This window comes from Marinomonas sp. THO17, assembly GCF_040436405.1.
Taxonomy (GTDB): Bacteria; Pseudomonadota; Gammaproteobacteria; order Pseudomonadales; family Marinomonadaceae; genus Marinomonas.
The window spans coordinates 1,162,997-1,177,485 of sequence record NZ_AP031575.1 but is presented as its reverse complement, the minus strand read 5'-3'; the positions used below and the strand labels follow the sequence as shown (position 1 = coordinate 1,177,485).

Sequence of the window (14,489 nt, the reverse complement as noted above, 5' to 3'; positions counted from 1 at the left end):
TTCTTGAGAATACTGGAATCCCCCTCATCCTAGCTTTCCTCTTAAAGAAAAGGGGGAGGGAACATGAGATTTTGTCAGATGTGAAACGCTTTTAAACGTAAAAAGAGATAATGAGCTTCTTGAGGCAACTCTCGACACGCTTTTTAATGCAGTAATGGATTGCGCGAAAGGATGAAAGCGACCTTTTGCTTACCTTTAGAAAGTGAGCTTTGTGGCGCTACTCTTAAATTCAAATAAGAAGTTACCCGCTTAGCCTTTCCCAGAATTTATAAGCGGAAAAAAGCTCCCCAACCAAAGCCAATCCGAGGAACTCGAAACTCCCTCGGGCAGAGGTAATATAGCCCCCAACCAGAGCCAACCAGAGGAAAACCAAGAACCCTCAGGCAGATTAAACATTAGACTTGCTCTATAGAAAACCAAAATACAACTTTTATTGTAAGCTAAAGTTGTATTTAAAAAGGGAAAGGAACATAAGATTTCATCAGATGTGAAACACTTTTAAACGTAAAAAGAGGCAACGAGCCTGTCAGCAAAAAATGCTCGACGCGCTTTTTAATGCAGTAATGGAATGCGCGAAAGGACCCAAAAGATTTTTTGCGTTCCTATTGAAAGAGAGTGTTGCATCGATTGGCAAAAGTTACCCGCCTAGCCTTTCCCAGAATTAAAAGGCGGAAAAATGCTCCCCAACCAAAGCCATTCAGAGGAAGCAAAAGTTCCCTTGGGCAGAGATTAAAAAAAGCCCCCCAACCAAAGCCAATCCGAGGAACTCGAAACTCCCTCGGGCAGAGGTAATATAGCCCCCAACCAAAGCCATTTAGAGGAAGCAAAAGCTCCCTCGGGCAGAGATTAAAAAACCTCCCCGACCAAAACCATTCAGAAGAAACTCACAAAATATCGGGCAAAACAAATCCCAAAAAGCTATCAAGCCTGTTAGGCTGCCGTCAGATCGATTGGCTGAACATTGTCTAAGTTGATGTTTTGCTTGGCCTGCCAAAGTTCATAATTGTCCTGCATGCTAAGCCAACTTTCGGGGCTTCGTCCCAATACTTTTGATAGCCTTAAAGCCATTTCTGGCGTGACAGCACTTTTGCCTTTGACGATTCGATTAAGGGTTGAGGCCGCCACACCAAGATGCTTCGCTAATGCTCGGCAACTGATGCCATGTGGTGCCATGTAAATGGTTTCGATAAATTCACCTGGGTGTGGTGGGTTATGCATATTCATTAGTGATAATCCTCGTAATTTAAGATGTAAGCATTACCATCCGTGAACTCGAAAGTAACTCTCCAATTACCGTTAATTGATATTGACCAAATATTGGCCCTGTCTCCCTTAAGTTGATGAAGGGAAAAACCGGGTAGATTAATGTCATCGATGGTTTGTGCGGTATGGATAGCCGCTAATTGCATACGAAGTTTCTTCGCGTGCATTGTCTGAATGCCTGACGTTTTTCCTGTTTCGAAAAACAACTTCAGACCTTTATGTTTAAATGACTTAATCATCTGATTGAGTGTAGCGTGTTGCGCAACGAGGTGCAAACTAGTCGCTGCTGTCCACATTGTCAACTGGTGTGAATCGCAATGCGCTTGTTATGTGCATTACTCGATGCCCCGATTTTGCCCGACAATTTCTGTCCTGATCCAAACATTGCCTTTATCAAATCGGCCTAGCTCTAAAGAGCCACCAAGAATGGGATCGAGAATAGGGTAGTAAACTTGCTCATTGTCGAGTGGCCCTAGGTTCGATTCCAGAACTTGCAGATCTTCTGGGTTAATTGGGTACAAGCAATACTGCGGGAATGAAGGTTCTTTCAAAATTGTATTTTCAAACTCATCTTCGCTTTTAAATACACCGTAATTTTTACAATTATTACCAGGCATACTCGGATAAAAGGCTATGTATTCATTTGTCTCGGAAGACATAAGAAAAATTGTTCCTGTGGCTGAGTATCCAATAACCTTATTAAAGTGCGACAAATGTTTCTTCCAGCATCCAAGCACATCTGTATCCAAATGGCTTTTGAGAAGTTTGTAGATCATTATTTAAACTCGGATATAACGCTAAGCTAACGGGCACGAACGTGGCGCGATAATGCCGAAGGCGCGCCGCATTTGTGTCCCAGTGAACGCAGTGAACGAGTTAAGCGCTTTGTTATGCATCATATACGCGATTGTTTGTTAAGGCCGACAGTCTGTTCTGATACAACCGTTCCTGTATGTGCAGTACTTGCTGGCTCAATCATCATGAAGTGTGTATTTTCTTCAGCAACGGGACAATGTTCTACTCCTTTTGGGACGACAAACAACTCTCCAGGAAGCAGTGTTACAGAACGATCCCGTAACATTAATGTAAGCTTGCCTTTAAAAACTATAAATAGCTCATCTTCATTTTCATGTGAATGCCAAACGAGTTCGCCTTCGCCTTTTGCAATTTTGACAAGTTGGCCATTGGATTCGGCAATAATTTTAGGGGTCCACGTTTCGCTGAACAAAGAAAACTTTTCACTGATATTTATTTTTTCCATTTAACTTTCCTGGATGCATAGCGCCCGCTTAACAGGCGCAAAAAAGCTTGACTAAAATTAAGGAACGAAGTGACGCAAGCCAAGCTTTTTTGCGTCCTTTGTTGAAGCGTTTGTTATATGCGACCTGCTTTGAGCGCTTGTTTAATACAATATTTAGCAACCAATTTATGAAATGGTTTTATAAACACCATATATATCTTGCTAGTTTTAGTTTTTAAATTTACTAAAGTGGAAACGGCAAAATCGCGCTCTGACAATTTTAAAACTGATAACCACATATCCATATTAGGCTCATAAGCGCCACAAACAACTTCATCAGGTTCGACAGACTCAATAATGAGAAAACCTGCTTTTTTACCTGATTCTATATCTTCTAGAGGCAAACTCATTTCAGTATTGCTAGCAGAAAAGCCAATGTATTTAACAATTGAATTACGTAACGATAATGCTAGCTGAATTGGTTTTGGCAAAAAACCAAATATGCTGTGATATACATTTTTCGCTTCTAGGTCGACTTTATTAACCTGTACTTTAAATGAATCTCGGTAATATGAGTTTAATTCTTTACCATTAATCTTCGTTTCTACTGGGAAATCTATTTCTGAAACCATGCTAAACCTCCTTGGAGCATATAACATTTTTAATAGTGCGCATGCGCGTTTAGACAATGCCAAAATTTCGCCAAATATTCTATAAGTAACTGAAAAATAATGCTTTTATAAACCTATTCACAAAACCCAAAAATGGAAAAACGAGTGTGCGCGTTATTTCATCTTTCTTTTAGGTGAGCACAGCCTGTTATTTTTTCTGCGAAGATTCTTACCCATTGATACTAAAACGCTTTTTCATTTCTTGCCAGTGCAAAACGCGCATTTTCTTGACTATTGAATGGCACAAAACGAGAAATATCTTCGCAATATGGATTAAAAGGTAATTAAAAGGTGTCAGAGTAGAATTCGCGGAATCATATTTAATTTTACTCTGACCCTGAGGAATCTTCAGCGTTTTTTCTACCAGTATGGCGACAAGTTTCGAAGATAGTTGTCGTTAATTCAATGTGCGTGCTAACATTTGTGCGTACATGTCTAAGGAGTCTACCATGGATACTCGCATACAATTTAGAGTGGATGAAGAAACCAAACGCTTGGCTCAGACAATGGCTGAAAGCCAAGGGCGTACTTTAAGTGACGCTTGTAGAGAACTTACTGAAGAACTTGCTGAACAGCAACGCAAAATAATGACACATGACCAGTGGCTTACTGATGAAGTAAATGCTGCGTTTAACAAGTTAGAAAAAGGGCAGAGTGAGTTTGTTAGCCATGAAGAGGCCAACTTGGACATGGAAGCTCGAAAAATGAAAATTAGGAATAAAGCCAAAAAATGATCGTTTGGGAAAAAAGTTCGCTGAACGATCGTGAGGCTATTTTCGAATTCTTGTACGAATTTAACCCATTAGCAGCAGAAAAAACGGACGCAATAATTGAGAAAAAAATCGAAAACTTGAATCAACAACCTCTAATGGGCGTTGAGAGAGAAGGTATACCGGGAAGATTATTAATTATTCCTGAAGTCTCAATGATAGTTTCCTATTTCATAAAAGACGAAACCCTTCACATTCTCCGAGTCTTACACCAAAAGCAAAAATTCCCTGAAAGCAACTAACGCCACAATATTGACCACTACATTATGTCAATTGATGCGATTTGTTAGTTGTATTTCATACCTCTAGACCTTTTTGATCCATTTCGAGCGCCACTCCGGTGCTGGATAATCTTCTGGCCAAAATTCTACTTGTTTCCTGATTAGATCATTTTCTACGGTATGAAATGTAATTGCTCTTGCTTTGACTTCACCATCAGTTATTGATACATCCGTTACAACCGTATTTTCCTCACAAACAATAGAATTGATGTCAAATAACCATTTACCGCTTGCAGGATAATAATGGTTTATTGCTGTGAAATTTTCACGTCCAACAATAAGCTCCGAACTCTGAGGCCAAAACCCTTCAAAATCTTCGGAAAGCCATTGACTAGCTTTGGCAAAATCATTGGACTCCATTGCTTCCCAAAATAAAATCACTACCTCTTTTGGCGTCATTAATATCTCCAGACTTTTATACAACTAACATCGCAAGCAGGCGCGAGCGACAGCGAGTCCAGCCCACGCTTTTAGCGGGCGACTTTTAATGTACTTGTTATGCATTGAGTAATTCGCCATCAAACCAAACATCTTCGTAGTTGTTGCTGTCTATTAAGAAGCGATAGCCAGCTGGTAGAGCCAAATATTCTAGTATTTGTGGGAGATATTTAGATACATGCTCAACATGCAACGGTGAGAAAAAATCAGGATTTTCTGATAGTTCTTCACCGCACCAAATATACCAACCGTTTGTCCCATTTTCTTCTTTGTGCCTTAAGCCATTAATTGGTTCTTTGCCTAAAGTACTTAGAGCAATACCTAGCTTTGTGCCAGCTAAGGGTTCATTTGGATTAACACCTATCCATTCGCAAACTGTTTGTTCTTTTCGTATCTTCATTTATATAGATGCCTAACGCTGCGCTCACTGGCAATTTGTAGCGCAGCGTAAAATTGCCAGTGAGCGCAGCGCCTTGTTAGGGCTTGACATGTATTTTTATACAGTTATATTGGTACCTATTACAGGTTTCGACAAGGAAACTACAAATGAGTACCGAAATTACCATCAAAGAAGCAGCTCTGCAACTTGATATTAGCGAGCAAAGAGTTAGAACATTGTGCCGCCAAGGAGATTTGGCTGCCAGAAAAATTGGCAATTCTTGGGTGATAGACCCCATTAGCCTGAATAGATATGGACTAAAAACAGCTCACAATGTAGCCGAAGATCACCCAGCATATTTAACAAATAGCACAAAACCTATTGCACTAAGTTTCTTCTCAGGGGCAATGGGGCTTGACTTGGGAATAGAGAAGGCTGGTTTCGACATTCGGCTTGCCTGTGAAATAGATAAGTTTTGTAGGCAAACTATTGCCTTGAATAAACCTGACATTGCTCTTTTAACAGATATCAATGACTACGATGCTGCACGTATTAGGAGTGAAGCCGGATTAAATAAAAGCGATGATATTGATTTGATTGTTGGAGGGCCACCTTGCCAAGCTTTTAGTACAGCAGGTAATAGGAAAGGCTTTAACGATGAGCGTGGTAACGTCTTTTTAAAATATCTGGATTTGTGTCTTGAGTTAAGACCCAAATATTTTGTAATTGAAAATGTTCGAGGACTTTTATCATGCCCAATGGAGCATAGACCTCATGAGCAAAGAGGAAAAGATTTTCCAGACCTTAGCGAAGATGAACTGAAAGGTGGCGCTCTAAACTTCATTATAAAAAGGCTTGAAAAATCTGGATATGGCTATTCATTTAACTTATATAATTCCGCGAACTTTGGAACTCCTCAAGTTAGAGAGCGAGTAATTATTGTCTGCGCTCGTGACGGAAAAACACCGCCATTTCTAACTCCTACGCATTCTGAAAATGGTGAGTATGGTTTGCCAAAATGGAACACTTTGAAGAAATGTCTTTTGAGGATCAATAAACATGATCACCTTACTTTCCCAGAGAAGAGGCTGAAATATTACAGACTGTTGAAGTCCGGCGAAAATTGGAAAAATCTTCCCGTGGAGTTACAAAAAGAAGCCATGGGCAAATCGTTTTACTCTGGTGGAGGAAAGACCGGTTTTCTTAGACGATTGGCATGGGATAAGCCTTCCCCAACGCTGGTCACCCATCCTGCTATGCCTGCAACGGATCTTGCTCATCCAGAAGAAGACAGACCCCTATCCATTCAAGAGTACAAGAAGATACAGGAGTTTCCTGATAGCTGGGAGTTGGCCGGCCCTTTAATTCAGCAATACAAGCAAGTTGGCAATGCCGTGCCGGTCAGCCTGGGCAAGGCTGTTGGAACTTTAGTTTTAAATTTATTGAATGGTTTTGATAATGCACAGTATGAAGATTTTAAATACTCACGTTATAAAAACACTACAAATACCGAATGGAAAAAGGAGTTTCAGAAACTTGTAGATGGGCATAATTCTCGAGCTGAGCAGGGAGAGTTAGGGTTTGGCTAGCCAAACCCTAACTTCGCTGTTATTTTTTAGTCTTTTCTTTGGCAATATATGATGTCACAAATTTTTTAAAATCTTCTTCATTTAGACCATAACCTTGCATAAGAGGCGGCAACTTATCCCAACGTGTAAAGCTAGGCCTTCCTTTTTTTGTGTCTTTAGAAAACGAACGATACCATTTTTGAATTCTTGTTCCATCTCTAATGGCGCTGCTTGACGAGTTTTCTGAGTTATCCCTGTTTTTTATTTGTAGCGCTATCCATTCGTTTTTCTCATTTCTACCAATAAAATCAACTGCTCTCACAAACTCACCACAGCACCAATTCCAATGACTTTTGCTCAATTTAGAATTGATATACCGTTCAAGTAAATTGCCAACACAATTCTCCGCACACATAGAGTATTGATGCTCTAACTTAATTCTTTTGCACTCCTCGGCGGTGTAACCATAGGCTTGCTCCATTATTACGGATACCATTTCGTCAGGAACGGTCGAAGGTTCAGCTGGGAAATCGGACCTACGGTAAGATTCAAAATATTTACTAGCTAAGATATTTAACCCTTCATCAGTATTTGGATCGGGTTTTATTGGGTTATTCTTCTTCGTTTTCCATGAAAGCTCACTAGGAAATTCTGAAAGAAAACTGCAAACTTCAGCGAATGAAGGAATAAGCGCTCTTTCTTCATCATTGATACAGTGGTCTGCTGCTATGTCTTTTGCTTTTTCTTTATCAAATATCAATTTACATACCTTTAAATATTTTGAGGAATATCCTACTTGAGGGAGCCCTAACGCCGCGCACACAGGCGCGATTGGAGTGGCGAAGCCACGTATTGAGCGTCCTTGCCGCATAGCGGCAATTTGTGATGCGCCTTGTTATGCATTTTTGTTTACCTGCATATAGGACTCGAAATTATCGATATAGTCGTTAAGATTATCTTCGAGCATCTTTCGGTACTCGGCGACGAAATATTCGAGAGTTTCTTCCTTGGCTTCGGCCATTTCTTGGCCTGATTGCCAACCGCAGGCACTAACCCAGGCATTAAACCTGGCAGTAGCATACATATTTGATGCGCTCACTTTACCCATGCCAACTTTTTCATTTATTTGATCATTAGATAAGTGAATATGTGTATCAGCTCGATCGTAAAACTCTTCGTCTACTTCTTGCATGAATTCCTCTTTGATGCATAACATTTTAATAGTGCGCATGCGCGTTATTCCATTTATCCACAGCGCGTTATTTTTACTATGGATATTCTTATCCATTGATACTAAAAGACTTTTTATTTTTCTACCAGCGCAAACGCGCAATACTGTGATTATTTATCAGGCAAAGCGAGCCAAAAATTGGCAACTCAAAAAATAAACTGTATATTTGTACAGTTTTTTTAAACATATACACAAGGAGTTTGTGATGTATTTCTTCCTGTTTTTTAACTTTACTTGCTTCTAGTGAATCATATCCTTTCAACACAAATTTAGTGAAAACAACTTGTCGACTATCCCTAAATATTTAGTTTCAGGCACTATAAACACCAAAAAACAACTTTTATTGTTATTTTAAGTTGTGTTTCAACTCGTTGTTTTTTTAACGCCTAGGCACACAAATTTTGTCTGATGGCGCTGCGCTTATCAGACCTACATTTTTTCGCGGTTTACTTTGAATTTGTCTGAAGTTGCTGGGCTAACCCCATCCTAGCCCCTTGAAGAAGTTTTCTTTTAGGTAATGGGAAGGATCTTGAGATTTTGTCAGGTGTGAAGCGCTTTTAAAAGTAAAAAGAGGTAACGAGCCACTGGTGAAAATCCTCGACGCGATCCCGATTGCGCGAAAGGATAAAAGCGACTTTTTGGTTACTTTTGTGGCGCTAGACAAAAGTTACCCGCCCAGCAGGGCGGAAAAAAGCTCCCCAAACAAAGCCAATGAGAAGAATCCAGAATACCCTCAGGCAAAGTGAATTTTTGGTTGCTGGGCTAACCCCACCCTAACCCTCCCCTTGGAAAGGGGAGGAGACATGAGAGTTCATCAGGTGTGAAACGCTTTTAAACGTAAAAAGAGATAATTCGCTTCTTGAGGTAACCCTCGACGCGATCCCGATTGCGCGAAAGGATTTAAGCGGCCTTTTGATTACTTTTGTGGCGCTAGACAAAAGTTACCCGCCTAGCAGGGCGGAAAAAAGCTCCCCAACCAAAGCCATTTCGAGGAAACATAAGTTCCCTCGGGCAGAGACTAAAAAAACCTCCCCAACCAAAGCCAAACCGAGGAACTCACAAAATATCGGGCAAAACAAAACCCCTAAAAAGGAATTGGTGCCACAAACGCCACCCATGCCCCAGTAAAAGGATGACGAAACTCCAATCGATAGGCGTGCAGCAGCAATCTTTCATCCGCGCTGGAATATTCTGGATCGTAGAATTCGTCGCCTATGATGCTATGCCCTAGGCTTTGCATGTGGACGCGCAGTTGGTGCGAGCGGCCTGTGTATGGGGTGAGTCGCACGCGGGTGGTGTTGTCTTGGTAGTCGAGTACTTGCCAGAAGGTGATGGCGTCTTTGCTCCATTGGTCGGTGCAGACGATTTGTCTAGGGCGGTTCGGCCAGTCACAGCGAAGGGGTTTGCGCACTTCACCGTGTTCGCCTTGGAGGCGACCACGCAGCAGGGCGCGGTATTCTTTTTTCACTTCTCGCTCACGAAAATGGGCGTACATGCGCTTTTGGCAGTCGTGGGTTTTGGCCACCAAGATTAAGCCAGAGGTGGCTTCGTCTAAGCGATGAATGGCAAAGGCTTGGCCGAAGGTTTGCTCAGCTCGATGGAGGATGGAGTCTTGCTTGTCTGGGCCACGACCGGGCACAGACAAGCAGTTTGCTGGTTTGTTGATGACGGCGAACCAGTCATCTTCGTACAGTATCTCCAATAAGGAAGGGTCGTCGATCACTGAGTTATTCCGGTTTGGTGGTCAAGATGATGCGAATCGCGTCTAGGCGAATCTGATGTTCATCAATGCGCACTAAACCTTCTTGCATGTTGTTTTCCAAGGCGTCGATGTCTTCATCACGAATTAAGCTGTTGTAGGCTTTGAGTTCGCGCAGACGGTCGATTTCGTTTTCACAGCGATGCTGATAGGCCGTCTTGGCTGCATGAACAATAGGGCGCGCTTGATCTTGGGCATTCAATTGGTGCGCTTGCAGCACTTCGATTAGGTCTTTTCGCAAGGCGGCAACCCATTGTTCTGCCACGCGATTGGGCACGCTTTTCAGTTTTTCAGACCATTTGTCAGCGGTGAATTGCTGATGTAGGAACTTGCCTTTGGCGTCGGACAATTGCCACATTGGTGTCATGGGTAATGACTGAGCCAGTTTGAGGCGCGGGTGTGCGGTGGCTTCAATCACGAACATGCTTTCGACCAACACTGTGCCTTCTGGTAAGGCGGCAATGGGCAGGATAGCAGAGGTCAGTTTGCCTGAGTCAAAACCTTGTACTTCGTCCATCAACATGGTGATGAGAGGATGCTCCCAAGTGGCAAAGGCCACGTCTTCACGTTGGCTGGCTTGGCGACGATCCAGCATCAGCATTTTGCCTTCTTCTTCGATGCCAGGCAGGGCTTCGAGCATCATGTCGGTAGAAGGGCGGATAAACCAAGCAGCCGCATCAGCATCGTCATTTTGGCAATCGGCGTAGATGTTAAACGCATGGGTTACTTGCTCAATGTAATGGTGCAAGCCCTTGGTGGCTTGATGATTGATCTGATCAATCAATTGGCGAGCTTGCTCAGGGCGGCAGGAACTCATTTCCAACAAGCGGTTACGACCTTCGTCCATCTGCTTCAACAAGGCTTCATGGTAAACATGGGCTTCTTGAAGTAAATCCCTGTCATCGTCCTGACCATGCAAGTAAGCGTGTAGGCTTTCGCGGAAGGCTTCCGCCACCTTATCGCCAGACCCTGTAGTGCGACAGAAGGCATTAAGAGCCTGGTGATACCAGTGAAACAGGCGTTCTTGTACGCTGTCTTTGAGATAGGGTACGTGGATTTGTACGTCGTTGAGCTGGCCTAAACGGTCCAGACGACCAATGCGCTGTTCTAGCAGGTCAGGGTGCTCAGGTAAGTCGTACATGACTAAGTGATGACTGAATTGGAAGTTACGACCCTCACTGCCAATTTCTGAACAGACAAGAATTTGCGCGCCGTCTTCGTCAGCAAAGTAAGCGGCAGCACGGTCACGGTGAATGAGTGGCATTTGCTCATGGAAGTCGGCACTTTGGAAGCCAGCAAAGGTGAGTTGATCGTTAAGCCACTGGGCCATGTCAGCGGTATGACAAATGACTAAGACTTTGTCCGCCTGACATTCGAGGAATTCTCTCAGCCAGACCCAACGCGGGTCTTTTTCCCATAGGCCGTGTGCCACCTCATGCTCTGGTTGCACATGGTGTGTGGCTGAGACAAAAAATTCGTTGTTTTCCAGTGGGTAGGAGTGCAGGTAACGGTCGGGGAAACCGCCTACCGCAGCGCGGGTATTACGGAACATTTCGCGGCCCGTGCCATGACGGTCGATCAACCAGTTAATGGCGTCTTGCGCGGCACTAACCTGAGTGGCGCCTTGGCTTTGTTGCAGTTGAGCAAACCAGTCTTTGCCTTGCACTTCATCTAGGTATTGAGCGAATGCTGCTGTCCAATCTTTGGCAGCAAGGCCATGATTCTCTTGGCTGTAAGGCAATAAACTTTCTGCCAATTCCGCTGCTTGTTTGAATTCTTGTTGCTGCGCCAAGTAACGATCAAAGTCGTGGTAGTGGTCTGGGTCAATTAATTGCAAACGCGAAAAGTGCTCGCGTTCACCGGTTTGTTCGGGGGTCGCACTGAGCAACAGGAGGGATTCGCTTTGCGCCGCCAAACGGGCGACAAGTTGATAACCCATGCTGGGGGTGTCTGGGTGCCAAGCTAGGTGGTGCGCTTCGTCAACGATCACCATGTCCCACTCGGCAGACAGCATGTGTTGCGCCGCGTGGCGGTGTTGGCTGGCCCAATCAATGGGGGCAATGGCAAAAGGCTGTTGCTCAAATGGGTTATCGTCGCCTTCCATGAAGTCTTCGTAGACAGATTCATTGATGAGGGAAAAGGGTTGATGAAAACGACGCAGCATTTCCACTAACCATTGGTGTTGTAGGTTGGTTGGCGTCAGGATCAAAACCCGTTTGCATAAACCATTGAGTAGGCGTTGGTGCAGAATCAAGCCGGCTTCTAAGGTTTTGCCCATGCCTACTTCGTCACACAGCAAAGCACGGGCTTTGGGGCGACTGGCAATGTCATGGGCAAGGTAAATTTGGTGCGGCAAGAGTTCGGCTTTGAGGCCCATTAAACCGCGTACTGGTGAGGCGGCGTTGGCGGCTTGGTGTTCTAGGGTATGACGGCGCAAGTCAAACCACATGCGCCGGGCTGGGGATAAGGCCAGTAAGGAATCCAATTCGTTCTTGTCATTACGTGGGAACTGAATTATGGACTCTTCGAGCCAGTCATCGTCGTCGCTGACACGATATTCGATCAAACCATCGATTTCTTCCACTTCTAAAACGGTGAAGGTTTCGTCTTGAAAATGCAGTTGGTCACCCACTGTTAAGGTGCGTCTTACCAAGCTGGTTTGATCGTTTGAGTATTGACGGTCCGTTTCAGCATCAGCAAAGTGCAGGGTGAAGGATTTGGCTTGTTTTTCGACTATCATGCCGACGCCGAGATCAGGCTCGTTGCGGCTACTCCATCTTTGTCCAGTTTGGTACATGGTTATGCGTTGTCCAGTTCTGTTAAGGTTAAGCTGCCTTGGCAGAGGTCCGTTAGGGCGGACTTTTGTTCTGGCCAAGTACGTTCAATGACAGCAAGGTCAAGAATGATGCTGTCGCTGTATGTTTTGTTGGTGACTTCAATATCGCTCTGTTCTAGCCAATATTCTACCTTGCCCAATAAAGGGTAGGCGATTTTTAGTTGCACAGGGCGGCGTGGGTAAACATTTTCATATAGGGTTTGAGTTAAGGCTTCTTGTACGGCTTGACTGTAAGCCCTTACTAAACCGCCTGCGCCCAATTTGATGCCGCCAAAATAGCGAGTGACCACTACGGTGATTTCGCCAAAGTCAGAGTGCTGTAAGACGTTCAACATGGGTTTGCCTGCCGTGCCTTTGGGTTCGCCGTCGTCACTTTGATCCCATAAGTGAACATTATTGGGCGCGCCTGCCACGAACGCCCAGCAATGGTGATTAGCATCGGGAAATTCGTTTCTAATCTCATCTATGCATTGTTTCGCTGCGTCACGGCCTTGAGTACGACAGACAGTGGTAATGAACTGGCTGTTTTTGATTTCCAGTTCAAAGCGTTGTCTGTGTGTTGGGCTAAGATAGTAATCCATGTAAACTTACTAAGACTTGTTCGGCCATTATGCGTCACTAAGGTGCTGACATCACTTTGGTGCTTAAAAGGTCTCTTATCCTTTAATCTTTTCTTTTTAAAAATAGTAGGTTGTATATTTTATGATTGATTGGCTTGGGCAATCCATTTGGGCGCTTTCTGGTTTTTTTACCGCGACCCTGTTGGTGTCTCTTGTTGCCTTGCTTATTGTACAGGCTATGCGTCGCAAGTGGCAGCAGGAGCAGGCAAAAATTCTGCAACAAAATGAAGAATTACAACGACTTTTGTCCCAGTCGAAGGATCAATTACATTATTTAGAGAAAGAAGCCATCACCTTAGAGCAGCAATTTGCAGCGGCACAACAAGTGTGGCAAGAAAAAGAAGCCTTTTATCGCGAACAAAAAAAGCAAAATGAGGTGGAATTTAAACAGCTTGCCCATGAAATTATGGCGCAACAAGGTCGTCATTTGGCGCAAGAGAACGAGCGTCAATTAGGTTCTTTGTTAACCCCACTGGGCAGTCAGATTCAAAAATTTCAAGAACGGGTGGAAAAGAGTTATCAAGAAGAAGCCCGCGAGCGTTTCTCCTTGGCGAAAGAAATCAAAAATCTACAACAACTCAATCAAAAAATCAGTGACGATGCGGTCAACCTTACCCACGCTCTAAAAGGGCAGAATAAGCTACAAGGCGGTTGGGGAGAGGTGATTTTGGAGCGAATTTTAGAGCGCTCAGGCTTAGAAAAGGGCCGTGAATATCAAGTGCAGGCGTCTTATCAGACCGAGGACGGTCGTCGCTTGCAGCCAGATGTGGTGATTCATCTGCCAGACAATAAACAAATTGTGGTGGATTCGAAAATGGTCTTGGTAAGCTATCTGGCTTACATGGAAACGCAAACAGAGGAAGATAAGAGCCGTGCTTTGAAGCAGCATTTGGAAGCGGTAAGACGCCACATGAAGGAGCTGAGTGCCAAGTCTTATCATGACCTACCGGACGTGTCGTCATTAGATTTTGTGTTGCTCTTTATTCCCATTGAGGCGGCGTTTGGTTTGGCGTTACAAGCGGACAATGGTTTGTTCAGTGAAGCCTTTGAACACAATATCATCATTGTTGGGCCATCGAATTTATTAGCGACATTGCGCACGGTGCAAAACATTTGGCGCAATGAAAAACAAAGTCAAAATGCCATTGAGATCGCCCGTCAAGCGGGAGCCATGTACGATAAATTTGCGGGCTTTGTGCAAGACATGGATGACATTGGCAGCAAGCTAGAGGCGGTGAATCGCAGTCACGATGCGGCGTTGAAAAAGCTGACGACGGGGCGAGGCAATTTGTTGTCTCGTGCCGAGAAGCTGAAACAGATGGGTGCTAAAACCAGTAAAAGTTTACCGGATGGTCATCTTAATCAGGCTTTGGAAGATCAAACGGATTGATTTTCCAAAGCCTGCTCAAAATAAGAGTTTGATTCAATGAGCG

Annotated in this window: 16 protein-coding genes; 4 read left to right on the top strand and 12 right to left on the bottom strand. The window is 43.8% G+C overall.

Annotated elements, in window-relative coordinates; genetic code table 11:
• Window positions 1-930 precede the first annotated feature (930 nt).
• From ABXS85_RS05525 to ABXS85_RS05505, 5 genes are all read right to left on the bottom strand, one after another.
• Entirely contained in the window at window positions 931-1,224 is a 294-nt protein-coding gene (locus tag ABXS85_RS05525; RefSeq protein WP_353669039.1) for a HigA family addiction module antitoxin, read from the bottom strand.
• Entirely contained in the window at window positions 1,224-1,502 is a 279-nt protein-coding gene (locus ABXS85_RS05520; RefSeq protein WP_353669755.1) for a type II toxin-antitoxin system RelE/ParE family toxin, read from the bottom strand. The genes ABXS85_RS05525 and ABXS85_RS05520 overlap by 1 nt, the downstream gene beginning before the upstream one ends.
• A 96-nt stretch (window positions 1,503-1,598) precedes the next feature.
• On the bottom strand, window positions 1,599-1,922 hold the full coding sequence (locus ABXS85_RS05515; RefSeq protein WP_353669038.1) for a hypothetical protein: 324 nt from the start codon (window positions 1,920-1,922) through the stop codon (window positions 1,599-1,601).
• A 236-nt stretch (window positions 1,923-2,158) separates the two neighbouring features.
• On the bottom strand, window positions 2,159-2,524 hold the full coding sequence (locus ABXS85_RS05510) for a cupin domain-containing protein (RefSeq protein ID WP_353669037.1): 366 nt from the start codon (window positions 2,522-2,524) through the stop codon (window positions 2,159-2,161).
• A 113-nt stretch (window positions 2,525-2,637) separates the two neighbouring features.
• Window positions 2,638-3,135, bottom strand: a complete 498-nt coding sequence (locus ABXS85_RS05505; protein WP_353669036.1) for a DUF2867 domain-containing protein — start codon at window positions 3,133-3,135, stop codon at window positions 2,638-2,640.
• A gap of 488 nt (window positions 3,136-3,623) precedes the next feature.
• Between ABXS85_RS05505 and ABXS85_RS05500 the strand changes: the two genes are divergently transcribed.
• Both ABXS85_RS05500 and ABXS85_RS05495 read left to right on the top strand, forming a co-directional pair.
• Complete coding sequence (locus ABXS85_RS05500) at window positions 3,624-3,908, top strand: damage-inducible protein J (protein ID WP_353669035.1); 285 nt, start codon at window positions 3,624-3,626, stop codon at window positions 3,906-3,908.
• Entirely contained in the window at window positions 3,905-4,186 is a 282-nt protein-coding gene (locus ABXS85_RS05495; protein ID WP_353669034.1) for a type II toxin-antitoxin system RelE/ParE family toxin, read from the top strand. The genes ABXS85_RS05500 and ABXS85_RS05495 overlap by 4 nt, the downstream gene beginning before the upstream one ends.
• A 63-nt stretch (window positions 4,187-4,249) precedes the next feature.
• On the opposite strand, the gene ABXS85_RS05490 is transcribed toward ABXS85_RS05495, so the two are convergent.
• Together ABXS85_RS05490 and ABXS85_RS05485 are read right to left on the bottom strand one after the other, a co-directional pair.
• The gene (locus ABXS85_RS05490; RefSeq protein ID WP_353669033.1) at window positions 4,250-4,624 is read right to left on the bottom strand and encodes a nuclear transport factor 2 family protein; all 375 of its coding nucleotides are present in this window, start codon (window positions 4,622-4,624) and stop codon (window positions 4,250-4,252) included.
• Between the two features lie 97 nt (window positions 4,625-4,721).
• Window positions 4,722-5,063, bottom strand: a complete 342-nt coding sequence (locus ABXS85_RS05485) for a hypothetical protein (RefSeq protein WP_353669032.1) — start codon at window positions 5,061-5,063, stop codon at window positions 4,722-4,724.
• 146 nt (window positions 5,064-5,209) lie between these two features.
• Here ABXS85_RS05485 and ABXS85_RS05480 point away from each other — a divergent pair, with 146 nt between their 5' ends.
• Window positions 5,210-6,631 carry a DNA cytosine methyltransferase gene (locus tag ABXS85_RS05480; RefSeq protein WP_353669031.1) on the top strand — a complete coding sequence of 474 codons (1,422 nt, stop codon included), beginning with the start codon at window positions 5,210-5,212 and terminating at the stop codon, window positions 6,629-6,631.
• A gap of 19 nt (window positions 6,632-6,650) precedes the next feature.
• Here ABXS85_RS05480 and ABXS85_RS05475 read toward each other — a convergent pair whose 3' ends face one another.
• From ABXS85_RS05475 to ABXS85_RS05455, 5 genes are all read right to left on the bottom strand, one after another.
• On the bottom strand, window positions 6,651-7,370 hold the full coding sequence (locus ABXS85_RS05475) for a SinI family restriction endonuclease (protein WP_353669030.1): 720 nt from the start codon (window positions 7,368-7,370) through the stop codon (window positions 6,651-6,653).
• A 135-nt stretch (window positions 7,371-7,505) separates the two neighbouring features.
• Window positions 7,506-7,802 carry a DUF3144 domain-containing protein gene (locus ABXS85_RS05470; protein WP_353669029.1) on the bottom strand — a complete coding sequence of 99 codons (297 nt, stop codon included), beginning with the start codon at window positions 7,800-7,802 and terminating at the stop codon, window positions 7,506-7,508.
• Between the two features lie 1,123 nt (window positions 7,803-8,925).
• Complete coding sequence (locus ABXS85_RS05465; protein ID WP_353669028.1) at window positions 8,926-9,564, bottom strand: RluA family pseudouridine synthase; 639 nt, start codon at window positions 9,562-9,564, stop codon at window positions 8,926-8,928.
• A 4-nt stretch (window positions 9,565-9,568) separates the two neighbouring features.
• Entirely contained in the window at window positions 9,569-12,340 is a 2,772-nt protein-coding gene (rapA, locus tag ABXS85_RS05460) for an RNA polymerase-associated protein RapA (protein WP_353669027.1), read from the bottom strand.
• Between the two features lie 59 nt (window positions 12,341-12,399).
• Complete coding sequence (locus ABXS85_RS05455) at window positions 12,400-13,017, bottom strand: YigZ family protein (protein ID WP_353669026.1); 618 nt, start codon at window positions 13,015-13,017, stop codon at window positions 12,400-12,402.
• Window positions 13,018-13,138: 121 nt separating this feature from the next.
• Here ABXS85_RS05455 and rmuC point away from each other — a divergent pair, with 121 nt between their 5' ends.
• On the top strand, window positions 13,139-14,446 hold the full coding sequence (gene rmuC / locus ABXS85_RS05450) for a DNA recombination protein RmuC (protein ID WP_353669025.1): 1,308 nt from the start codon (window positions 13,139-13,141) through the stop codon (window positions 14,444-14,446).
• Window positions 14,447-14,489 lie beyond the last annotated feature (43 nt).